This is a genomic window from Streptomyces sp. NPDC054786, assembly GCF_053611685.1.
In genome coordinates, this window is record NZ_JBSHAW010000031.1 from 80,422 (window position 1) to 102,507 (window position 22,086).

22 protein-coding genes are annotated in these 22,086 nt (G+C 71.4%); 16 read left to right on the top strand and 6 right to left on the bottom strand.

Going from position 1 to position 22,086, the window contains the following annotated elements; all coding sequences use genetic code 11:
• Nucleotides 1-55 precede the first annotated feature (55 nt).
• The 3 genes from ACWGI6_RS25440 to hutI are packed head-to-tail and all read left to right on the top strand — an operon-like array spanning nt 56 to nt 3,827.
• On the top strand, nt 56-1,279 hold the full coding sequence (locus ACWGI6_RS25440) for an allantoate amidohydrolase (RefSeq protein ID WP_453269646.1): 1,224 nt from the start codon (nt 56-58) through the stop codon (nt 1,277-1,279).
• The gene (locus tag ACWGI6_RS25445) at nt 1,270-2,625 is read left to right on the top strand and encodes a formimidoylglutamate deiminase (RefSeq protein ID WP_453269647.1); all 1,356 of its coding nucleotides are present in this window, start codon (nt 1,270-1,272) and stop codon (nt 2,623-2,625) included. The genes ACWGI6_RS25440 and ACWGI6_RS25445 overlap by 10 nt, the downstream gene beginning before the upstream one ends.
• A gap of 17 nt (nt 2,626-2,642) precedes the next feature.
• Nucleotides 2,643-3,827, top strand: coding sequence for an imidazolonepropionase (gene hutI, locus ACWGI6_RS25450; protein ID WP_453269648.1), 1,185 nt, complete (start codon nt 2,643-2,645; stop codon nt 3,825-3,827).
• A gap of 157 nt (nt 3,828-3,984) precedes the next feature.
• On the opposite strand, the gene ACWGI6_RS25455 is transcribed toward hutI, so the two are convergent.
• Complete coding sequence (locus tag ACWGI6_RS25455) at nt 3,985-4,935, bottom strand: RNA polymerase sigma factor SigF (protein WP_453269649.1); 951 nt, start codon at nt 4,933-4,935, stop codon at nt 3,985-3,987.
• 248 nt (nt 4,936-5,183) lie between these two features.
• On the opposite strand from ACWGI6_RS25455, the gene ACWGI6_RS25460 reads away from it, so the two are divergent.
• The 7 genes from ACWGI6_RS25460 to ACWGI6_RS25490 all read left to right on the top strand — a co-directional run bounded on the left by ACWGI6_RS25460 (nt 5,184) and on the right by ACWGI6_RS25490 (nt 11,190).
• Nucleotides 5,184-5,552, top strand: a complete 369-nt coding sequence (locus ACWGI6_RS25460; protein WP_393908238.1) for an STAS domain-containing protein — start codon at nt 5,184-5,186, stop codon at nt 5,550-5,552.
• Between the two features lie 171 nt (nt 5,553-5,723).
• Nucleotides 5,724-6,221 carry an ATP-binding protein gene (locus ACWGI6_RS25465; RefSeq protein WP_393908237.1) on the top strand — a complete coding sequence of 166 codons (498 nt, stop codon included), beginning with the start codon at nt 5,724-5,726 and terminating at the stop codon, nt 6,219-6,221.
• 258 nt (nt 6,222-6,479) lie between these two features.
• Nucleotides 6,480-7,193, top strand: coding sequence for an LPXTG cell wall anchor domain-containing protein (locus tag ACWGI6_RS25470; RefSeq protein WP_453269673.1), 714 nt, complete (start codon nt 6,480-6,482; stop codon nt 7,191-7,193).
• Between the two features lie 105 nt (nt 7,194-7,298).
• Entirely contained in the window at nt 7,299-8,297 is a 999-nt protein-coding gene (locus ACWGI6_RS25475; protein ID WP_453269650.1) for a COG1470 family protein, read from the top strand.
• Nucleotides 8,298-8,488: 191 nt separating this feature from the next.
• The gene (locus tag ACWGI6_RS25480; RefSeq protein ID WP_453269674.1) at nt 8,489-9,571 is read left to right on the top strand and encodes a hypothetical protein; all 1,083 of its coding nucleotides are present in this window, start codon (nt 8,489-8,491) and stop codon (nt 9,569-9,571) included.
• Entirely contained in the window at nt 9,571-11,007 is a 1,437-nt protein-coding gene (locus tag ACWGI6_RS25485; protein WP_453269651.1) for a hypothetical protein, read from the top strand. Before ACWGI6_RS25480 ends, ACWGI6_RS25485 begins: the two co-directional genes overlap by 1 nt.
• 48 nt (nt 11,008-11,055) lie before the next feature.
• On the top strand, nt 11,056-11,190 hold the full coding sequence (locus ACWGI6_RS25490) for a hypothetical protein (protein ID WP_453269652.1): 135 nt from the start codon (nt 11,056-11,058) through the stop codon (nt 11,188-11,190).
• 101 nt (nt 11,191-11,291) lie between these two features.
• Here ACWGI6_RS25490 and ACWGI6_RS25495 read toward each other — a convergent pair whose 3' ends face one another.
• The gene (locus ACWGI6_RS25495) at nt 11,292-12,824 is read right to left on the bottom strand and encodes a peptide MFS transporter (protein WP_453269653.1); all 1,533 of its coding nucleotides are present in this window, start codon (nt 12,822-12,824) and stop codon (nt 11,292-11,294) included.
• Nucleotides 12,825-13,319: 495 nt separating this feature from the next.
• Here ACWGI6_RS25495 and ACWGI6_RS25500 point away from each other — a divergent pair, with 495 nt between their 5' ends.
• A complete protein-coding gene (locus tag ACWGI6_RS25500; RefSeq protein ID WP_350251285.1) occupies nt 13,320-14,000 on the top strand; it encodes a response regulator transcription factor in 681 nt (226 codons plus the stop codon).
• 6 nt (nt 14,001-14,006) lie between these two features.
• Nucleotides 14,007-15,254, top strand: a complete 1,248-nt coding sequence (locus ACWGI6_RS25505) for an ATP-binding protein (protein ID WP_453269654.1) — start codon at nt 14,007-14,009, stop codon at nt 15,252-15,254.
• Between the two features lie 44 nt (nt 15,255-15,298).
• On the opposite strand, the gene ACWGI6_RS25510 is transcribed toward ACWGI6_RS25505, so the two are convergent.
• Both ACWGI6_RS25510 and ACWGI6_RS25515 read right to left on the bottom strand, forming a co-directional pair.
• Nucleotides 15,299-15,808 carry a GtrA family protein gene (locus ACWGI6_RS25510; protein ID WP_453269655.1) on the bottom strand — a complete coding sequence of 170 codons (510 nt, stop codon included), beginning with the start codon at nt 15,806-15,808 and terminating at the stop codon, nt 15,299-15,301.
• A 135-nt stretch (nt 15,809-15,943) separates the two neighbouring features.
• Nucleotides 15,944-16,357, bottom strand: coding sequence for a protease inhibitor I42 family protein (locus ACWGI6_RS25515; protein ID WP_453269656.1), 414 nt, complete (start codon nt 16,355-16,357; stop codon nt 15,944-15,946).
• A 165-nt stretch (nt 16,358-16,522) separates the two neighbouring features.
• Here ACWGI6_RS25515 and ACWGI6_RS25520 point away from each other — a divergent pair, with 165 nt between their 5' ends.
• The 3 genes from ACWGI6_RS25520 (at nt 16,523) to ACWGI6_RS25530 (ending at nt 19,460) form a co-directional block, all read left to right on the top strand.
• Nucleotides 16,523-17,662: a 5-(carboxyamino)imidazole ribonucleotide synthase gene (locus ACWGI6_RS25520; protein WP_453269657.1), complete on the top strand. Its 1,140-nt coding sequence runs from the start codon at nt 16,523-16,525 to the stop codon at nt 17,660-17,662.
• A gap of 110 nt (nt 17,663-17,772) precedes the next feature.
• On the top strand, nt 17,773-18,276 hold the full coding sequence (gene purE, locus ACWGI6_RS25525) for a 5-(carboxyamino)imidazole ribonucleotide mutase (protein ID WP_453269675.1): 504 nt from the start codon (nt 17,773-17,775) through the stop codon (nt 18,274-18,276).
• A complete protein-coding gene (locus ACWGI6_RS25530) occupies nt 18,273-19,460 on the top strand; it encodes a dipeptidase (protein WP_453269658.1) in 1,188 nt (395 codons plus the stop codon). Before purE ends, ACWGI6_RS25530 begins: the two co-directional genes overlap by 4 nt.
• Before the next feature lies 1 nt (nt 19,461).
• Here ACWGI6_RS25530 and ACWGI6_RS25535 read toward each other — a convergent pair whose 3' ends face one another.
• A complete protein-coding gene (locus ACWGI6_RS25535; RefSeq protein ID WP_453269659.1) occupies nt 19,462-19,833 on the bottom strand; it encodes a VOC family protein in 372 nt (123 codons plus the stop codon).
• 74 nt (nt 19,834-19,907) lie between these two features.
• On the opposite strand from ACWGI6_RS25535, the gene ACWGI6_RS25540 reads away from it, so the two are divergent.
• The gene (locus tag ACWGI6_RS25540) at nt 19,908-20,471 is read left to right on the top strand and encodes a CGNR zinc finger domain-containing protein (protein WP_453269660.1); all 564 of its coding nucleotides are present in this window, start codon (nt 19,908-19,910) and stop codon (nt 20,469-20,471) included.
• Between the two features lie 13 nt (nt 20,472-20,484).
• On the opposite strand, the gene ACWGI6_RS25545 is transcribed toward ACWGI6_RS25540, so the two are convergent.
• The gene (locus tag ACWGI6_RS25545; protein WP_453269661.1) at nt 20,485-21,825 is read right to left on the bottom strand and encodes a UDP-glucose dehydrogenase family protein; all 1,341 of its coding nucleotides are present in this window, start codon (nt 21,823-21,825) and stop codon (nt 20,485-20,487) included.
• Nucleotides 21,826-22,086 lie beyond the last annotated feature (261 nt).

Genomic DNA, 22,086 nt, shown 5'->3' on the forward strand with positions numbered 1-22,086 from the left:
TTTTCAACCACAACCGGCAATACGATATAGTTTTCAGTCTGGTGGGCTCGTATTTGTGTATAAGACCCAGCGGTTGCGGCCCATCGGCCGCAACTCCTCCTCCGGGGGCTACCGCCGCTACGCCTGGACCGGCGCCGACACCGACTGCCGCGCGTGGTTCCGGGCCCAGACCGACGCCCGCGGCCTCGTCCACGAACTCGACCGCAACGGCAACCAGTGGGCCTGGCTCGGCGCCACCGGCTACCAGGACGTGGCCCCCGGCGACGCCGTCGTCACCGGCTCGCACCTGGACTCCGTACCGGACGGCGGCGCCTTCGACGGCCCGCTGGGCGTGGTGTCCTCCTTCGCCGCGCTGGACGAACTCCGCCGCAGGGGAGCGGAGTTCAGCAAGCCGCTGGCGATCGTCAACTTCGGCGACGAGGAAGGCGCCCGCTTCGGACTGGCCTGTGTCGGCTCCCGGCTCGCCGCCGGGGCGCTGACCGCCGAGGCCGCCCACCAGCTGCGCGACGGCGACGGCACCACCCTCCCGCAAGCCATGGAGCGCGCCGGATACGACCCGGAAGCCATCGGCCCGGACCCCGAACGGCTGGCCCGGATCGGCGCGTTCGTCGAACTCCACGTCGAGCAGGGCCGGGCCCTGGACCTGTCCGGCGACCCGGTCGGCATCGCCTCCGCCATCTGGCCGCACGGCCGCTGGCGGTTCGACTTCCAGGGCGAGGCCAACCACGCCGGCACCACCCGCCTCGACGACCGCCGCGACCCGATGCTCAGCTATGCCGCGACCGTGCTCGCCGCCCGCGAGCAGGCCCGGCTGGCCGGGGCCCTGGCCACCTTCGGGAAGATCAGCGTGGAGCCGAACGGCGTCAACGCCATCCCCTCGCTCGTCCGCGGCTGGCTGGACTCCCGTGCCCCTGACCAGGACACCCTGGACACCGTGATCACCGGGATCGAGCAGGCCGCCGCCGAGCGCGCCGCCCGCGACGGTGTGGACCTGACCGTCGTCCGTGAATCCTTCACCCCCGTCGTGGAGTTCCAGCACGCCCTGCGGGACGAGCTGAGCGCGATCCTCGGCAAGACGGGGGAGCGGACCGTTCCCGTCCTGGGCACCGGCGCCGGGCACGATGCCGGTATTTTGTCCGGAACCGTCCCCACCGCGATGCTGTTCGTACGCAACCCCACCGGGGTCTCGCACTCGCCCGCCGAAGCGGCGGGCGAGGACGACTGCGCCGCCGGGGTCAGCGCACTCGCCGACGTACTGGAAGGGCTGGCGTGCCACTGACGACACAGGCAACACCGACGACGTACTGGCTCGAACACGCCTGGCTCGGCACCTACGTCGAACCGGGCGTGACCGTGGACGTCGCGGACGGGCGGATCGCGGCGGTCCGCACCGGGGCGGCCACTCCGCCGCCCGGCGCCACCGCGCTGCGCGGCCTGACCCTCCCGGGTCTGGCCAACGCCCACTCGCACGCCTTCCACCGCGCCCTGCGCGGCACCGTCCAGGTCGGCACCGGCACCTTCTGGACCTGGCGCGAGATCATGTACAGCGTCGCCGACCGGCTCACCCCCGAGACCTATTACGCCCTCGCCCGCGCCGTCTACGCCGAGATGGCGCTGGCCGGCATCACCTGCGTCGGCGAATTCCACTACCTTCACCACGCGCCCGGCGGCACCCGCTACGACGACCCCAACGCCATGGGCGAGGCGCTGGTCTCCGCCGCCGCCGACGCCGGTATCCGCATCACCCTGCTCGACACCGCCTATCTCTCGGCCGGCTTCGGTGCCCCGCCCAACCATCACCAGCTGCGCTTCTCCGACGGCACCGCCGACCACTGGGCCCAGCGCGCCGACGCGCTCAAGGACCGCGAACACGCCCGCATCGGCGCCGCCATCCACTCCGTACGCGCCGTCCCCGCCGCGCAGCTCGGTACCGTCGCGGACTGGGCCCGCGAACGGCAGGCTCCCCTGCACATCCATCTCTCGGAGCAGACCGCCGAGAACGACGCCTGCCGCGAGGCCCACGGCTGCACCCCCACCCGGCTGCTGGCCGACCGCGGTGCGCTGGGCCCGCGCACCACGGCCGTGCACGCCACCCACCTCACCACCGAGGACATCGAGCTGCTCGGCGACTCCCACACCGGCGTGTGCATGTGTCCCACCACCGAACGCGACCTCGCCGACGGCATCGGGCCGGCCGCCCGGGTCCAGGGCCGCGGCAGCCCGCTGTCCCTCGGCAGCGACAGCCACGCCGTCATCGACCTGCTCGAAGAGGCCCGCGCCATGGAGCTCGACGAACGGCTGCGCACCCGCACCCGCGGGCACTGGACGGCCGCCGCCCTGCTGCGCGCCGCGACCGCCGACGGTCATGCCGCCCTGGGCTGGGACGACGCCGGCACCCTGGAGACCGGCGCGCTCGCCGATCTCACCACGATCGCACTGGACTCCGTACGCACCGCCGGACCATTGCCCCGGCTGGCCGCCGAAACGGCCGTATTTGCCGCCTCCGCGGCGGACGTACGGCACACCATCGTCGGCGGCCGGCAGATCGTCCGGGACGGTGTGCACACCCTTGTCCCCGACGTACCCACCGCCCTCGCAGAGTCCATCGCCGCGGTACGCGGCTGAAGGAGAACACCCCCGCGATGACGACGACTTCCACGCCGACCACCACCGCCATCACCCACATCTCCCAGCTCGTCACCAACGACCCCTCCCTCGGTGAAGGCCCCCTCGGCCTGATCCAGGACGCCGCGGTCGTCATCGACGGCGACCGCATCGCCTGGGTCGGTGCTTCCAGCAAAGCACCCGCCACTGACAACACCGTCGACGCGGGCGGCCGGGCGGCTCTCCCCGGATTCGTCGACTCCCACTCCCACCTGGTCTTCGCCGGCGACCGCACCGCGGAGTTCAACGCCCGGATGTCCGGCCGTCCGTACTCCGCCGGCGGCATCCGCACCACGGTCGCCGCCACCCGCGCCGCCACCGACGACGCGCTGCACGCCAATGTCGCCCGCTATCTCGCCGAGGCGCTCCGCCAGGGCACCACCACCCAGGAGACCAAGTCCGGCTACGGGCTCACCGTCGAGGACGAGGCCCGCGCGCTGCGCATCGCCGCCGAGCACACCGACGAGGTCACCTTCCTCGGTGCGCACATCGTCTCGCCCGACTACGCCGACGACCCGGCCGGCTATGTCGACCTGGTCACCGGCCCGATGCTGGACGCCTGCGCCCCGCACGCCCGTTGGGTCGACGTGTTCTGCGAGAAGGGCGCCTTCGACGGCGATCAGGCCCGCGCCGTCCTCACCGCGGGCAAGGCCAGGGGCCTGGTGCCGCGGGTGCACGCCAACCAGCTCGGCCACGGCCCCGGCGTCCAGCTCGCCGTCGAACTCGGCGCCGCCTCCGCCGACCACTGCACCCACCTCAGTCAGGCGGACATCGACGCCCTCGCACAGTCCGACACCGTCGCCACCCTCCTCCCGGGCGCCGAGTTCTCCACCCGCGCCCGGTGGCCCGACGTCCGCCCACTGCTCGACGCCGGCGCCACCGTCGCCCTGTCGACCGACTGCAACCCCGGCTCGTCCTTCACGAGTTCCATGCCGTTCTGCATCGCGCTGGCGGTCCGCGACATGGGGATGACCCCCGACGAGGCCGTGTGGTCGGCGACCGCGGGCGGCGCCCGTGCCCTGCGCCGCACGGACGTCGGCCGGATCGCCCCCGGCGCCCGCGCCGACCTCGCCCTGCTGGACGCGCCCTCGCACGTCCACCTCGCCTACCGGCCGGGCGTCCCGCTCGTCTCTGCCGTGTGGCACAAGGGAGTCCGCGTCTGACGGCCGCACGACGGGAGTGACCTCCTCGCCGCCTCACGAAGCCGGCGAGGACGTTCTCCGGCACCAGCACAGGAGGGCCCGTCCCGAGTGATCCCGGGGCAGGCCCTCCTGTGCGCGGGCGGCTGCCGGTCGGGTGGACCGGCAGGGACCGCGGTCCTCACTCCTCGACCATCAGCCCCTTGCGGAGCCGCACGAGGGTGCGGGAGAGCAGACGGGAGACGTGCATCTGGGAGATGCCCAGCTCCTCGCCGATCTCGGACTGCGTCAGGTTGGCGACGAAGCGCAGCGAGAGGATCTTCCGGTCGCGCGGCGGGAGTTCGGCGATCAGCGGCTTGAGGGACTCGACGTACTCGATGCCTTCGAGCCCGTGATCCTCGTAGCCGATCCGGTCCGCCAGCGCGCCTTCGCTGTCGTCCTCCTCGGGCTGGGCGTCCAGCGAGCTCGCGGTGTACGCGTTGCTCGCGGCCATGCCCTCGACGACCTCGTCACGGGTGATGCTGAGGCGCGCGGCGAGTTCCTGCACCGTGGGGGCGCGGTCCAGCTTCTGCGCCAGTTCGTCGCCCGCCTTGGCGAGGTCCAGACGCAGTTCCTGCAGCCGCCTCGGTACGCGCACCGACCAGCTGGTGTCACGGAAGAAGCGCTTGATCTCGCCGACGATGGTCGGCATGGCGAACGTCGGGAACTCGACGCCACGGCTGATTTCGAAGCGGTCGATCGCCTTGATCAGGCCGATCGTGCCGACCTGGACGATGTCCTCCATGGGCTCACTGCGGGAGCGGAACCGGGAGGCCGCGAACTTCACCAGCGCGAGGTTGAGCTCGACCAGAGTGTTGCGGACGTACGCGAATTCGTGGGTGCCTTCCTCAAGCGTTTCGAGCCGCTCGAAGAGGGTCTTGGACAGAGCCCTCGCGTCCACCGGGCCCACCTCGTCGAACGGCGGGATCTCGGGCAGGTCCTCGATCTCAGCCATTCCCGCCAGATCTGATTCGGCAGGGATCGACTGGGAAGGGATGTGCCCGGTCGGGTCGGACGGGGGTGTCGACGATGCGGGCTGCCGGTTGTCGTCGGTGCGCAATTCGTCGAGCCGGGGTGACATGGTCTCCTCCATCGTTCTCGGCATATGGCTGCCGATGCCTCTACGTGAAGCTGCGGTGTGCGGCGCCTCCAAAGCCGGCCGTTTCGAATGTGTGCTTCTACGCCTACCTGGCTTTGCCTGAAGATGGCAAGTGCGTGTTGTCCGTATATTGAGCAATATGCGGATTGTTCGGCTACCGAGGGGCGTCAGGAGGGCGTAGGGTTCGACGAGCGCAGTCGGTAAGCAAACAGTCGTCTAGACAGCAAGAGGGGTGCGCGCGCATGGACCGCGGGACGGTCGGCAGTGCAAGCCGGGGCCGGCTTCATGTCGAGATCCGCCATCACGGCGCCAGCGCGGTCGTGACGGTTTCGGGTGAGCTCGATCACCACACCGCAGATCTGTTGCGTGAGTCACTCGAAGGCTGTGTGGACGACGGCTATGCACGCCTGGTGGTGGACTGCTCACCCCTTGAGTTCATGGACTCCACCGGCCTCAATGTGCTGCTCGGCGCCCGCCTGAAGGCGGAGGCCGCGGGGGGCGGGGTCCATTTGGCGGGGATGCAGCCGGTGGTTGCCCGGGTTTTCGAGATCACTGGCGCAGAGGCGGTTTTCACGGTGCACGACTCTCTCGACGCGGCCCTGAGCGACTGACATGGCGGCACTGTCCGGAACGTTGCATTCCGGGCACGTAGTCCGTGTCACAACTTCCGTACCCAAGTAGTGGGTGTTCTCACGGTCCGGTCGGGCAGGAGACATCTGAATCCGTTGAATCAGTCAGTATCTGTTTTCCGTGAACAGGCGAATCGGTGAGGTGAAGCGCTGATGAGCACCACCCGGCCGTATCCGCCGGGCGATCTCGGCCCGGAGTCGGGCGGCGTGAGCGCTTCCGCCGCGGCTGCCGCCACCCCGGTGGGCCAGATCCGCCGGCTGCGCCTGGCGGGCACCCGAGGGGCCGTGGCGCGTGGCCGTGACTTCGCCCGGCAGGCCCTGCACGACTGGGGCTGGCTGCCGGCCGCCAGTGCCGACCGGCGGGCCGCGGCCGAGGATGTGCTGCTCGTCGTCTCGGAACTGGTCACCAACGCCTGTCTGCATGCCGAAGGGCCCGAGGAGCTGCGGCTGCGCTGCACCGCCAAAGTGCTGCGCCTGGAGGTGAGCGACCTCGGTACGGGCTCGCCGGCACCGCGCAGCCCGCACCGGCCGGGCCGCCCCGGCGGTCACGGCATGTTCATCGTGCAGCGCCTGTGCCTGGACTGGGGTGTGGTGCGCAACGCCGACGGCGCGGGCAAGACCGTCTGGGCGGAGCTGGCCGCGCCGTCCTGAAGCGCGGGCGGATTCACCGGGGAAGAGCTGAGCGCGGGCCTGCGGGCCCGCGCTTCGTCGTGTGTGGCCCCTTCGCACCCCCGCGGCGCCCCGGAGCCCTGCGCCCGAGGCCGGATTTCCCCGTCGCGCGGACCCCGGACCGATCGGGGCTGTGTATTGCCTTCCCTCGGCAAGGTCCCCGGCGTACCTTGAGCCGCCAATCTGATGTGCCGTCAGTAACATCCGGCGGTGCGCTCACCGGGAGAAGGGGAATCCGAGGTGGCCCGCTTCTACGAACAGCACGGCAGGCGCCCGGGCCGGGCGGCCGGCCTCGCCGCGGCCGTGGCGATGGCGGCGGGGTCCGCGGTGATGCTCACCGCACCGGCCGCCCATGCCGAGGTCGTTGACGTCAACTACCAGTGCAAAACGCCGATCGGCAACAAGGGCGCGGTCTCGCCCATCGACATCAAGAGCACCCCCGGCGGTGGGGCGTACAAGCTCGTCATGTCCTTCCAGAAGGGCGTCTCCTCCAGCCCCGTCGAGCTGGGCAAGGGCGCCATGAAGCCGAGCGCGCTGATCAAGCTGGGCGGCGCGGAGAGCGGTACGGTGCCGGTCGCCGGGCCGCCGAACGACAAGGCCATACCGGCCAACACCCCCATCAAGATCAGTGACTTGAGCGGTACGTACACCCCCAAGGGCAGCGGCAAGGTCACCTTCACCGCCTCCACGCTCACCATCAAGGCGCTGGGCACCACCACCACCTGCACGCCCGCCAACAACCCCAAGCCCTCGCTGACCCTCGATGTGAAGGGAGCCGGCGGCGCCTCGGGGAGCACCGGCGCTTCCGCAGCGGCCGGCGGCTCCTCCGGCGGACAGCTGCCGCAGACCGGACCCGCGGACTCCGCCCTCGCGCTGGGCACCCTCGGCGGCACCGTGCTGCTGGCCGGTGCGGCCGGCGCGCTCTGGCTGACCCGCCGCCACCAGCGGGTGTGACGCGCCGCGCGGGGCGCCAGGACCCGCGTGCCGCACCCCCGTTCCCCGCACGCCCCCGTGCCCGGCCGGCACGGGGAGGTACCCCCCTTGCACCAGGAGCCGCCGATGCCGTTCCGTACCCGCACAGCGGTCAGCGGTGCGGTCCTCGCGACCGCCGCCGTGCTGCTGTGCCCCGCCGCGGCCGTGGCCCGGCCGGCCGCCGCCCCGGCACCACCGGGCTGGTCCGCGGCGCCCGCGCCCGGTGACGGCGCCGAGCCGAGCGCACAGGACCGTCCGTACTTCTATCTGGAGGGCGCGCCGGGCACCGTCATGGGCGACCGGCTGTCCCTGAGCAACCCCACCGGCCGCGCCGTCACCGTGCGGCTGCGCAGCTCCGGGCCCGGCTCGTGGCTCACGCTCGCCTCGAAGGAGGTGAAGGTCCCGCCGCACACCCGGGCGAGCGTGCCGTTCACGGTGACCCTGCCGCGCGACGCCGCTCCCGGTGATCACCCCGGCGCGCTGATCGCCACCGGCGGCGGCAAGGGGAGCGGTGCGGGCGGCCGGGACGCCGTGCCCCTCCATCTGCGGGTGACCGGGCCGACGTTGTCCGCGCTGACCGTCGAGAACGTGGCGGTGCGCGCCCGGGGCGGTGCGGCGGTCATCCGGTACACGCTGGTCAACCGCGGCAACACGGTGCTCAGGCCGCGGCTCGCGGTGCACGCCGACGGGCTCTTCGGCGCCGTGCTGCGGCGGGCCGCCCGCACCCTGCCGACCGCGCTGCGGCCCGGCCAGGGCGCCGATCTGACGGAGACATGGCCCGATCCGCCCGGTCTGGACGCGGTGGACGTACGGCTCACGGTGACGGCGGGCGGCGGTGCCCACGGGTCCGCCACCGCCCCGTACACCGCGGTCCCCTGGGGTGTGGCGGCCGGACCGGCGCTCCTTCTGGCGGCGGGCGCGGGCGGCCTGGTGGCCGTACGCCGACGGCGCCGCGCCAAGGCTGCGAGCGGGGCACGGGTGGCGGAGACCGCGCGGCGGGCGGCCGAGGACGCGCGGCCGTCCGAGGGCGGACGGGCGGACGCGGCGGAGCAGTTGGCGAGTACCGGATCAGGAGCGCGATCGTGAACGGCGAGACGGGGACGGGGACACGTACGGCGACGGAGCCGGGGATACGTACCGCCAGGGGCGCGACCACGGGGGTGGGCAGGCCGGCGGTCGCCGCCCCTGCCCGCGCCGGGGTGTCTCCGGTGGCGCGTACCGGGCCGCCCCGCACCGGTCCGGCGGCCCGCACCGTGCGCCGGACGGGGCAGTGGGCGGTGGCCGTGCTCGTCCTCGGCCTGGCGCTCGCGTCGGCCCCGCTTCCGGCCGCCGTCGCCGCCGCGCATACGGCGCCGTATGCCGCCGCCGAGGGCCATCCCGGCGTCCACCTCTCCCGGAAGGAAGCCGGCAAGGGCGGCACCCTCACCGTGACCGGTCGTGGCTGGCGGCCCAAGGCGCTGCTCACGCTGCTGATCTGCGGGCAGAACATGATCGGCGGTACCAACTCCTGTGCCAACGGCGACGGACGGGCGGTCACCACCGACGCACACGGCGGGTTCCGCAAGCGCCTCCCGGTTGCCGAGCCGCCCAAGCCCTGCCCTTGTGTGGTGCATGTGGCGACCGTGACCGGTGAGGCGGCCGATGCGGATGCCGCGTTCAAGGTGGCGGGCCATCCGGTGGCACCGCTGCCCCAGGAGAGCACCGGCGGCCGGCTGACGGTGCTCGCCCAGCCGCGGCTGGCGGGCAGCAGCGGCCTGCTGACCTGGTTCGGCGCCCCCGCACAGCGCCAGTTGACCCTCACGGTCGGCAATCTCGGCTCGGCACCGGCCAGGGACCCCGTCTTCCGGGTCGGCACTTCGCACGGGGTCTTCGCGCCCGAGTGGGAGGAGCAGCAGTGGCGGGGGACCGTACCCGCCGGGAAGAAAGCCGAGGTCACGCTGCCGGTCGAGCTGCCGGCCGGCGCGCACGGGGACTATCTGGTCTCGCTCGAATACGGCGGCAAGGTGCTGGCCGAGCAGCCCTGGGGAGTCGGCAGGCCATGGGGCGTGACGCTCTTCTGGGTGCTGCTCTGCGTGGTGGTCCCGGCGGCGGTGTTCCGCGTCGGGATGGCGATCGTGGACCGGGTACGCCCGCGCCGGACGGGCGGGACCCGCCGGCACCCCGCGGGACGTCCGCACACGACCGGACGCCGCCGCGCGGCCGGCATCGGACAGCGCATCAGGAACCGAACCGCGAGCGAGGGCTCCACGGCCGACCCCGGTACGCCGGGTGACTCCGCCGGGCTGCCGTGGTTCACCCCGGACACCGCACCGTCCACCACCACATCAACCGAACGACCGACGTCGAAAGGTTCAGCGTGATGAGGCAACGGAGGAGAGCCGCGGTGGCCTCGGTGGCCGCGATGGTGCTCGCGGGCGCGGGCATCATGGCAGCGGCCGGGACCGCCCAGGCGGCCGAGGTGTCGTACAAGACCGAGTGTCTGCCGCCGCCGATATCGGGGCTGCCGCCGATCGAGGGCACCACCAAGGTGGCGGTCAGCGCGCCAGCGACCGCGAAGGTGGGCGACGAGATCGAGGTGGTCTGGAAGACCGTCGAGGGGGCCTCCAAGAACCCGGACATCCTCGACCTGGGGGAGAACACCGTCCAGCCGACCGGCACGGTCAAGGTGGCCGGAGCGCAGACCGGCGATCTGGCCATGCAGGGGCCGCGGCAGAACCCGCCGATCCCCAAGGGCGGTGCGATGAAGCTGTCCGACATGAAGGGCAAGCTGAAGCTGGAGAAACCGGGCGAGGTCACCCTGACGCCCGGCTTTTACAACATCAACGTCAACAAGCCGATCTCGACGGACACCAAGTGCTCGCCCAAGGAGGCGGTGCAGCCCGCGGTCACCATCAAGGTGACCGACGGCGGGGGCGGTTCCGGCGGGACCACCGGCGGCACCACGAGCGGGACGTCCGGCGGCACCACTACGGGCACGTCCGGCGGGACCACCGGCGGCACCACTGCCGGGACGTCCGGCGGCACCACCACCGGGACGTCCGGCGGGACCACGACGGGGACGACCGGCGGGTCCACCGACGGCGGTACGAGCGCCGGCTCGTCCGGTTCGACCACCGGAGGCTCCGGCGGCGACCCCGACGGCACCGCGTACAAGGGCAAGGAAGTGCAGGTCCCGTACGCCTGCAAGACCCCCATCGGGGACAAGAAGGCGACCTCCCCGGTCCAGATCAACGCCGTGAAGAAGGGCGGCAGTTACGACCTGACGGTGAAGTTCAGCAAGTCGGTCATGGACAGCCCGGCGGACATCCCCAAGGACTCGGTCAAGCCGTCGATGGACGTCAAGGTCGGCGGCGCGGACAAGGGATCGGTGAAGGTCGAGGGGCCGACGAACGCCGAGCCGATCAAGTCGGGACAGCCGATAGCCATCCCCGATCTGAAGGGCACCTACAAGCCGGGCGCCACCGGCAAGGCCACGCTCACCCCGGGCGTGCTCACCGTCAACGCCCTCGGGACGACCACCACCTGCACCCCGGAGAAGGACCCGGGAGTCTCGCTCGCCCTGGACACCTCGGCGCAGCAGGGCGGCACCTCCGGCGGTACGACGGGCGGTGCGGCGGCCTCCGGCGGCGGCGCGGCGGGACCGGCCACCGTCTCGGGCGGCAGCGGCGGCCTGGCCGAGACCGGTGCCGGTGACCACGGCGGGCTGACCGCGCTCGGCCTCGTCGCCGGCACCGTCATCCTGCTCGGCGGCGCGGTCTTCACCTTCACCCCCTGGCGCCGGCTGCGCCGACGATAAGTTGACCAAGATCATTTCTGCGCATGGGTTCAACCCGCCAATACGGCGTTGACCTGCAGAACCCGCGAGACGCTGATCACCTGCACGATGCACGGCCCGTGGGTGAAGCCCGGCAAGAAGTCCCGCATCCACTGCGGCGTCAAGAACTTCCTGCGCGGCGGCAGCGTGCAGACCAAGAAGTAACCGGCCGGGAAGCCACCCCGGCCGGCGGACCGCCGTACGACGCAGGGCCCCGCCACACCATCCGGTGTGACGGGGCCCTGTGCGTCAGCTGCGGGGGCGGGTCAGTGCACGCCGCCCATGAGCGCCACGATCTTCTTGCGGTACACGTAGACCGCGAGACCGGCGAGGACCGCGAGGGCCGCCTCCACCCCGATCACGGTCGTACCGCTGAGGTCCACACCGCCGATGGAGAGCAACGACGTGATGCAGTCGCCGGCCGTGACCGCGAGGAACCACACGCCCATCATCTGGCTGGCGTACTTGCCGGGAGCCAGCTTGGTGGTGACGGACAGTCCGACGGGGGAGAGGCACAGCTCGCCGATCGTCTGGACCATGTAGATCGACACCAGCCACATCGGGCTGGCCTTGGTGCCGTCCGAGGCCATCATCATCGGCACCACGAAGACGAAGAAGGACGCGCCGATGGCCACCAGGGCCATGCCGAACTTCACCGTCGTGCTGGGCTCCTGGTCCTTCCGGGCCAGCCACAGCCACAGCCACGCGAACACCGGCGCCAGCGCCATGATGAACAGCGGGTTCAGGGACTGGAACCAGGTCGCGGGGAACGCGAAGCCGAACATCGAGCCGGCGGTGGAGCCCTTGGCGAAGACGGCCAGCGTGGAACCACCCTGGTCGTAGATCATCCAGAACACGGCCGCGGCCACGAAGAACCAGATGTACCCGCTCATCTTGGTCTGTTCGCTGTCCGACAGGTCCTTGTCGCGCTTGATGCGGACCAGCACCGCCGTCGGAATGATCAGGCCGAGCAGCGTGATCGGGATCAGGGCCCAGTTGAGGGTGAAGTGACCGGTCGCGGCGACCACGCCGTAGAAGGCCGCGGCAACGACGAGCCAGAGCAGGCCCTTGCGCAGCCATGCCGTGCGCTCCTGGGCGGACAGCGGGTTCGGGATCACGCTGCTCTTGGGGTTCAGGTGCTTGGTGCCCAGCAGGAACTGGATGACACCGAGACCCATGCCGAGGCCGGCGAGCGCGAAGCCCAGGTGCCAGCTGACGGTCTCGCCGACGGTGCCGATGACGAACGGCGCGACGAAGGCACCCAAGTTGATGCCCATGTAGAAGACCGTGAAGCCGCCGTCACGACGCGGGTCCTCGGGACCGTCGTAGAGGTGGCCCACCATCGTCGAGATGTTGGACTTCAGCAGGCCCGAGCCGATGGCGACGAGCGCCAGACCGACGAAGAACGCCGGTGAGCCCGGAATGGCCAGCGTGAGGTGACCCACCATGATCACGCCGCCCGCGATGGCGACCGTCTTGCGGGGGCCCCAGACGCGGTCACCGAACCAGCCGCCGGGCATGGCGAGCAGATAGACCATCGCCAGGTAGACCGCGTAGATGGAGGACGCCGCGGCCGCCGTCATGGCGAGGCCGCCGGTATGCAGTCCCTCCTTGACGCCGTCGGCGCCACCCGAGATCAGGTAGTACACGAGCAGGGCCCGCATGCCGTAGAAGCTGAAGCGCTCCCACATCTCGGTCATGAAGAGAGTGGCCAGTCCGCGGGGGTGGCCGAAGAAGGTCTTGCCGCCGTCCACAGGGTTCCCCTGCTGGGCCGCGTCCTTCGTCAGGCTGGACGCCATGGTGGTTCCTTGCTGCTCGGGACGCGTTCGCAGGCCGATACGCGCCCGGTGGGGGTGACCGGCACCGGCGCAGACTGCCCGCTCCTCACGTCCGGGAGGTTCGACCCCCACAGGAGGATCGGCAGGTCGGTCGTACCCCGGATCCACGCCCCCCGTGCTGCAAGCGCGGCGGACCCGGTCGACAGGTCGATCACTGTGTATGGAGGCTGGTGGTTCCGGCCCTGGACACAACGAGGGACCGTTGACGTCAGGTGAGTCAAAGGTCCCGGTGGTTGAGCGATGGACGTCCTGCCACCATACGTCTCGTTGCACCGCCGTTGGGCTGCGTGAGAGAACGCTCACACCGGTACGGGGAACCGCAGGCGCCGCTCCGTGCGACCGTGCGCCCTCGCGCGCGCCCGGGGCGTGCCCAGCTCACGGTGCAGGAACGGTCCGTCGTCAGCCATCCGCGCTGGTCCGCCCCTCGGCCCGGATACATCGGACTACCATCGGGCCATGACCCGTGTACTGCTCGCCGAGGATGACGCGTCCATCTCGGAGCCGCTCGCCCGCGCACTGCGCCGCGAGGGTTACGAAGTCGAGGTGCGCGAGGACGGCCCGACGGCGCTCGACGCCGGTCTCCAGGGCAATATCGACCTCGTCGTCCTGGACCTGGGACTGCCCGGCATGGACGGCCTGGAGGTCGCCCGCCGGCTGCGCAACGAAGGCCATTCCTTCCCCGTCCTGGTGCTGACCGCCCGCGCCGACGAGGTGGACACCGTCGTGGGCCTGGACGCCGGCGCCGACGACTACGTCACCAAGCCCTTCCGGCTCGCCGAACTCCTCGCCCGCGTACGGGCCCTGCTGCGCCGCGGCTCCACCGCCGAGCCCCAGCAGCCGCCCGCCACCCACGGCGTACGGATCGATGTCGAGTCGCACCGTGCCTGGATGGGGGACGAGGAACTCCAGCTCACGGCGAAGGAGTTCGACCTGCTGCGGGTCCTGGTGCGGGACGCCGGCCGGGTCGTCACCCGCGACCAGCTGATGCGCGAGGTCTGGGACACCACCTGGTGGTCGTCCACGAAGACGCTCGACATGCATATCTCCTGGCTGCGCAAGAAGCTCGGGGACGACGCCGCCAACCCCCGCTACATCGCCACCGTCCGCGGAGTCGGCTTCCGCTTCGAGAAGAGCTAGGGGCCCGTGCGCCGCCGCCTGATCAACTCCACGCTCGCCGTGGTGCTCGTCGTGATCGCCGTCTTCGGTGTCTCGCTCGTCATCGTCGAGACCCGCACCATCCAGGCCGGTGCCCAGGAGAGCGTGGCGTCCGAGGCGGTCCGGCTGGTCGGGATAGTGGAGAGCCGGTTGGGCAGCGGCGAGAAGATCACCCCGGACATCCTCTCCGAGCAGATCACCGCCAAGCGGTACGCGAAGATCAAGGTGCCCGGCAAGGCGCCGATCGAGATCGGGAAGCGGCCCTCGGGCACGGTCATCCAGTCGGAGGTGCGCGGCGACCGCGGTGAGTCGGTCACCGTCCAGGCATCCCGCTCCATGGTCAGTGCGGAGATCGGCCGGACGCTGCTGGTCATTCTGGCCGTGGCGCTGCTGGCGATCATCGCGGCCGTCATCCTGGCCGTCCGCCAGGGCCGCCGGCTGACCGCGCCGCTCACCGACCTCGCCGAGACCGCCGAGCGGCTCGGCTCCGGTGACCCCCGTCCGCGCCACCGCCGCTACGGCGTCCAGGAGCTGGACCGGGTCGCCGATGTGCTGGACGGCAGCGCCGAGCGGATCGCGCGGATGCTGACCGCCGAGCGGCGGCTGGCCGCGGACGCCTCGCACCAGCTGCGGACGCCGCTGACCGCGCTGTCCATGCGGCTGGAGGAGATCACCCTCACCGACGATCCGGACACCGTGAAGGAAGAGGCCACCATCGCGCTGGCGCAGGTGGAGCGGCTGACGGATGTCGTCCAGCGGCTGCTGACCAATTCACGGGACCCGCGCAGCGGCTCCGCGGTCGCCTTCGACCTGGACGAGGTCGTCAAGCAGCAGATCGAGGAGTGGCGGCCGGCCTACCGCAGCGCGGGGCGGGCCATCGTCCGCTCCGGCAAGAAGGGGCTGCGGGCCGTCGGTACACCGGGCGCGGTCGCCCAGGTTCTGGCCACCCTCATCGAGAACTCGCTGATGCACGGCGACGGAACGGTCGCGCTGCGTACCCGCGTCACCGGCAATCAGGCGGTCGTCGAGGTCACCGATGCCGGGCCAGGGGTCCCGCCGGACCTCGGCTCGCGGGTCTTCGAGCGCACGGTGTCCGGCCGGAACTCCACCGGGCTCGGGCTGGCCGTGGCACGGGATCTGGCGGAGGCGGACGGCGGGCGGCTGGAGCTGCTCCAGCAGCATCCCCCGGTCTTCGCGCTGTTCCTGGCCCGGGAGGCGGAGCCCGCCGAGGAGTGAGGCCGCGGATGCCGGTGCGCCCTGCGGGGCCCGGCGTGCCCCGGCTACTTCCGGGAGGTGCTGCGCGGGCGCTCCGAGCCGTCGGCGAGGAAGGACTCGGCGGTCTCCACGGCCTCCCGCGCGGGCAGCGCACGGAAGACCCAGGTGCGGTAGGACCAGAAGCGGAAGAGCGTGGCGAGGCCGATGCCGAGGAACTTGAAGACGTTGCTCTGCAGCGCGCTGTCCCAGTGGAACCCGTACGTCGCGACGTAGAGCAGACCGTTCTCGATCACCAGGCCGACCGCGCTGAACAGCAGGAAGAGCGTCAGCTCCTTGGTCCGGCCCTGCTTGTCGCGGTCACGGTAGGTGAAGTAGCGGTAGCCGAGATAGTTGGTGCCGGTCGCCACGACCGTCGCGATGATGCTGGCCCGGACGACGGGTACCTCGGTCAGATGCCGCACGAGGTTGAACACCGCGAAGTTGACCACGACCCCCACGCCGCCGACCGCCCCGAACTTCGCCACCTCGCGAAGGAGCGCCTCCAGCCTCGACCGCAGTGCGCTCCGTTCACTCATGGTGATCGTTCAGCTCCCGTCATGGGCGGTGTCCGCGGCCGTCAACCCTGGTCCGCTCCCTCATGCTAACCAGGGGCGGAGAGCGGTGCCTGCCATCTGTCAGGTCCGTGCGCAACGCCTCGCGGTCCGATCGGGTCAGCCGACGGTGACACGGAAGTTGAGGCTGCGGGCGCCCTTCTCGTCGGCCGCGCCGGTGCCGCAGCGCCGGCAGCGCAGCAGCCGTAAGTCCGTACGGCCCGGGTGCACGGCCTCGAAGGCGAGGTAGCGGGCGGTGCCGGGGCCGTCCGGGGGCGGGCCGCCGGCGGCCTTGAGGACGGCCGGGTCGGGGCGGGGCTCGGCGATGATCCAGCGGTAGCCGTCGGCGGAGTCGTCGGAGAGCTGCACGCTGAAGTGGTCACCGGCGGAGACGGCGATCTCGGTGTCGTCCGCGTCATAGATCCTGGGCGCGGATAACTGGCTGAAAACGGAGTGCAGGGCGATCAGCAGCGCGGCGATCGCGACGACGATCACCAGCCTCCTGGAGCCCCCTGATATGCCGCTGTTCTCCATCCGGCCTCCCCTTTTGCCGGGCCCGCCCCGGGCACCGGCCCCCCATCCCGGCCCGAGAGTAACCGCCCGTGCCGATCTTCCCTCGGCGCTCCTCGAACGTGCGAACTCGGAGGATCATCCAAGCCCGAGTCGGGGGCAGTCGTGCCGTACGGATACCCTGGGGGCGTGACGTTCCCGGTAGTCGGCATGGTCGGCGGCGGTCAGCTCGCCCGTATGACCCACGAGGCGGGTATCCCCCTCGGCATCAAATTCAAGCTCCTCAGCGACACTCCGCAGGATTCGGCGGCTCAGGTGGTCGGTGATGTCGTCATCGGCGACTACCGCGATCTGGACACGCTGCGTGCCTTCGCCCGTGGCTGCGATGTGATCACGTTCGATCACGAGCATGTTCCCACCGAGCACTTGCGGGCGCTGGAGGCCGACGGCATCCCCGTACGGCCCGGTCCCGATGCGCTGGTGCACGCTCAGGACAAGGGGGTGATGCGGGCGAAGCTGGACGCGATCGGCGTGCCCTGTCCGCGGCACCGCATCGTCTCCGACCCCGCCGATGTCGAGCGGTTCGCGGCGGAGGGCGTGGGGTTCCCGGTGATCCTCAAGACCGTCCGCGGGGGCTATGACGGCAAGGGCGTCTGGGTCGTGCGATCCTCCAAGGAGGCCGCCGAGCCGTTCCGTGCCGGGGTGCCCGTCCTCGCGGAGGAAAAGGTTGATTTCAGCCGCGAACTGGCCGCCAACATCGTCCGCTCCCCGCACGGCCAGGCCGTCGCCTACCCGGTCGTGGAGTCCATCCAGGTCGACGGCGTCTGCGACACCGTGATCGCGCCGGCGCCCGGCCTCGACCCGGAGCTGGCGGGCCAGGCCCAGGAGCTGGCGCTGCGCATCGCCAAGGAGCTGGACGTCGTCGGGCATCTGGCCGTCGAGCTCTTCGAGACCGCCGATGGCCGCATCCTGGTCAACGAGCTCGCCATGCGCCCGCACAACTCCGGCCACTGGAGCCAGGACGGCGCGATCACCTCGCAGTTCGCCAACCACGTCCGTGCCGTGCTCGACCTCCCGCTCGGCGATCCCCGCCCGCGCGCCCGCTGGACGGTGATGGCCAACGTCCTCGGCGGCGACTACCCCGACATGTACCACGCGTACCTGCATTGCATGGCGCGGGACCCGCAGTTGAAGATCCATATGTACGGGAAGGACGTGAAGCCCGGCCGTAAGGTCGGCCACGTCAACACCTACGGCGACGACCTGGCGGATGTGCGCGAGCGCGCCGCGCACGCCGCCGGCTATCTGCGAGGAACGATCACCGAATGACGCCCAGCACTCCCCCGGCTGCCGCTGGGAGGTCCCCCCAGCCCGACCCCCGCCCCGCAACGAACGCCGAAGCGCGCCCCGCCACGCCGTCCCCCGTGGTCGGCATCGTCATGGGCTCCGACTCCGACTGGCCCGTCATGGAGGCCGCCGCGCAGGCCCTCGACGAGTTCGAGATCCCCTACGAGGTCGATGTCGTCTCGGCGCACCGCATGCCGCGCGAGATGATCGCGTACGGGGAGGAAGCGGCCGACCGCGGTCTGAAGGCGATCATCGCGGGTGCCGGGGGCGCGGCCCACCTCCCCGGAATGCTCGCCTCCGTCACCCCGCTGCCGGTCATCGGTGTCCCGGTCCCGCTGAAGTACCTCGACGGGATGGACTCGCTGCTGTCCATCGTGCAGATGCCGGCCGGGGTGCCGGTCGCCACCGTCTCGGTCGGCGGAGCCCGTAACGCCGGGCTGCTGGCCGCCCGGATCCTCGCCACCCAGGACGCCGAACTCCTCGGCCGGATGCGGGAGTTCCAGCAGGAGCTGAACGACCAGGCCACCGAGAAGGGCAAGCGGCTGCGCAACAAGGTCGCCTCTCCGGCCGGGTTCGGCTTCGGGGGCGGTAAGTGAGCTCATCCCTGGACGCCGCAAGGGATCTGCTCGCCCGCTGGCCCGTCGTCGACGGCCACAACGACCTGCCCTGGGCGCTGCGCGAGCAGGTCCGCTACGACCTCGACCGGCGCGACATCGCCGCCGACCAGTCCGCGCACCTCCACACCGACCTGCCGCGGCTGCGGGCCGGCGGCGTCGGCGCCCAGTTCTGGTCGGTGTACGTACGTGCCGACTACGCGGGCGACAAGGCCGTCAGCGCCACCCTCGAACAGATCGATGTGGTGCGGGAACTGGTCGCCCGCCACCCCGACGCGCTGCGCCTTGCGCACACCGCCGACGACATGGAGGCGGCCCGCGCCGACGGCCGGATCGCTTCCCTCATGGGCGCCGAGGGCGGCCACTCCATCCACAACTCGCTGGCCACCCTGCGCGCGCTGCACGACCTGGGCGTGCGCTACATGACGCTCACCCACAACGACACCCTCGACTGGGCGGACTCCGCGACCGACGAGCCGCGCCACAACGGGCTGTCGGCGTTCGGTGCGGAGGTCGTCCGTGAGATGAACCGCTGCGGGATGCTGGTCGACCTCTCGCACGTCTCGGCCGACACCATGCGCGATGCGCTGCGGGTCACCACCGCGCCGGTGATCTTCTCGCACTCCTCCGCACGCGCCGTCTGCGACCATCCGCGCAACATCCCCGACGACGTGCTGGCACAGCTGCCCGCCAACGGCGGGGTCGCGATGGCCACGTTCGTGCCGAAGTTCGTGCTGCCGGCCGCCGTCGAATGGACGCAGCGCGCCGACGAGAACATGCGGGCACACGGTCTGCACCACCTCGACACCACCGAGGCGGGCATGACGGTCCAGCGGGCCTTCGAAGCCGCCCACCCCCGCCCGATGGCCACCGCGGCCACCGTCGCCGATCACCTCGACCACATGCGCGAGGTCGCCGGCGTCGACCACATCGGCATCGGCGGCGACTTCGACGGCACCGCCTTCACCCCGGCCGACCTGGCCGATGTCGCCGGCTACCCGAACCTGATCGCCGAGCTGCTGGACCGCAAGTGGTCCGAGGCCGACCTGGCCAGGCTCACCTGGCAAAACGCCGTCCGCACGCTGCGCGCCGCCGAGGACGTGGCGCGCGCCGAGCAGCAGCGGCGCGGCCCGTCCCACGCGACGATCGAGCAGCTGGACGGCTGACTCAGCTACCGCAGAGACAGAGGCAGAACGGGTGCCCGGCCGGGTCGAGATAGACCCGGAAGTCGCGCCCGTCCTCGTCGCGCTGGACCAGCTTCGCTCCCAGCGCGACGACCTTGTCCTCCGCCGCGTCGATGTCCCCGCGCGTGACGTCGAAGTCGAGATGCAGCTGCTGCGGCACCTCCTGGTCCGGCCACTGCGGCGGCCGGTAGTCGGCCACCCGCTGGAAGGCGAGGGCGCGGCCCTCCGGCCCGGCGACCTCGACCCAATCGCCGCCCCCTTCCACCCGCCAGCCGAGCATCTCCGCGTAGAAGCCCGCGAGTGCCTGCGGGTCGGGACAGTCCAGTGCGACAACACCGAGCTTGATCAGGCCCATGGCGTTACCTCCTCATAGCTCCAACCGGTAACCTCGTTACTGCATAATGGCGATGTATCGGTAACGTGGCAAGAGTGGCATCCCGAGCAGCCCCGGATTCCCTGCTGTTGGTGCAGGACCTGGTGAACACCCTCGACATCGAGACCGGTGCGGACGCGTTGTGCGCCGACGGCGGCCTCGGTGCCTTCCTGCATGACCACGGAGAGCCTGAACTCGCCCCGGGCCGCGGTGAGCCGGCGGCGCTCGAAGAGCTGCGGGAGCTGCGCGAGGCGCTCCGGGAGGTCTGTCTGGCGCACACCGCCGGCACCGCCGTGCCCGAGCGGACCGCCCGGACGCTGGACCGGCTGCTGGCCGCCGCCCCCCTCGTCCTGTCCGTACACCCCGACGGCGGCGCCGCACTGCGCCCGGTCGCCGGGCTCCGGGGCGCCGCGCACCTCACCGCCCGTATCGCGGCGGGCATCGCGACCGCGGTCGCCGACGGCACCTGGAGCCGGCTCAAGGCCTGCGAGGCCCACGACTGCCGCTGGGTCTTCTACGACAAGAGCCCGGCCGGCCGCAGCCGCTGGTGCACCATGGCGGTCTGCGGCAGCCGGGCGAAGATGCGGACCTACCGCGCCAGACGCGCGGAGTCCGGGTAGCCGGGGCCGGGGGTCAGGCCCGGGGGCGGCCCAGTGCGCGGTAGGTCCAGCCCGCCTTGCGCCACAGCTCCGGGTCCAGGGCGTTACGGCCGTCCAGGATGCGGCGCTCGGCGACCACCTCGCCCAGGGCGGCCGGATCCAGCTCACGGAACTCGCGCCACTCCGTCAGGTGCAGCACCACATCCGCGCCGCGCACCGCCTCCAGCGCGCTGTCCGCGTACGCCAGCGTCGGGAAGAGCCGCCGGGCGTTCTCCATGCCCTTCGGGTCGTACACCGTCACCTGGCCGCCCTGGAGGTGGATCTGGCCGGCGACATTGAGCGCGGGGGAGTCGCGGACGTCGTCCGAGTCCGGCTTGAAGGTCGCCCCCAGAACGGCGACCCGCTTGCCGAGGAAGCCGCCGCCGACCGCGTCCCGGGTCAGCTCGACCATGTGACCGCGGCGCCGCATGTTGATCGAGTCGATCTCGCGCAGGAACGTCAGCGCCTGGTCGGCACCCAGCTCACCGGCGCGCGCCATGAAGGCCCGCAGGTCCTTGGGCAGACAGCCGCCGCCGAAGCCGATACCGGCCCGCAGGAACTTCTTGCCGATCCGGTCGTCGTGCCCGATGGCCTCGGCGAGCTTCACCACATCGCCGTCGGCCGCCTCGCAGACCTCCGCCATGGCGTTGATGAAGGAGATCTTCGTCGCCAGGAAGGAGTTGGCCGAGGTCTTCACCAGCTCGGACGTCGGGTAGTCCATGACGATGAACGGCGAGCCCTCGGCGATCGGGGCGGCGTACACCTCGCGCAGCAGCTCCTCGGCCCGCTCACCGGCCACACCCACGACGATCCGGTCCGGGTGCAGGGTGTCCTTGACCGCGAAGCCCTCGCGCAGGAACTCCGGGTTCCAGGCCAGCTCGGCGGCGGCGCCCGCCGGGGCGGCCGCGGCGAGCCGCTCGGCGAGCCGGGCCGCGCTGCCCACCGGCACCGTCGACTTGCCGACCACCAGGGCGGGCCGGGTCAGATGCGGCGCCAGCGCGTCGAAGGCGCTCTCCACGTACGACATGTCACAGGCGTACTCACCGTGCTTCTGCGGGGTGTTCACACAGACGAAGTGGACATCGCCGAAGGCGCCGGCCTCCTCGTAGGAGGTGGTGAAGCGCAGCCGGCCGGTCGCCCCCTCGATCCCGGCGACATGGCGGCGCAGCAGCTCCTCCAGGCCGGGCTCGTACATCGGGACCTCGCCCCGCTGCAGCATCTCGATCTTCTCGGGCACCACATCGAGCCCCAGCACCTCGAAGCCCAGCTCGGCCATGGCCGCGGCGTGGGTCGCGCCGAGGTAGCCGGTACCGATCACGGTGATCTTGAGGGCCATGGATGCTCCAAACAGGCGGGGTGCGGCGCGGAGTGCCGGCGTTGAGGGTCGGTGGTCGGGCGGCGGTGGCCGGGTGGCGGTCGGGCTGAGGAAAACGGCGCTGACCGAGCATAGTCGGGCCTGGCGGGGCCTCCTCCAGCCGTCGCGCGAGCAGGTCTGTAACTGTCGGCAACCTCACGTATCCGCAGGCCGGTGCGGGCACCTAGAATCCGGAGAGGTAAAGGGTTACTTAACGGTAGTTAGCACTGCCGACAGCTCACA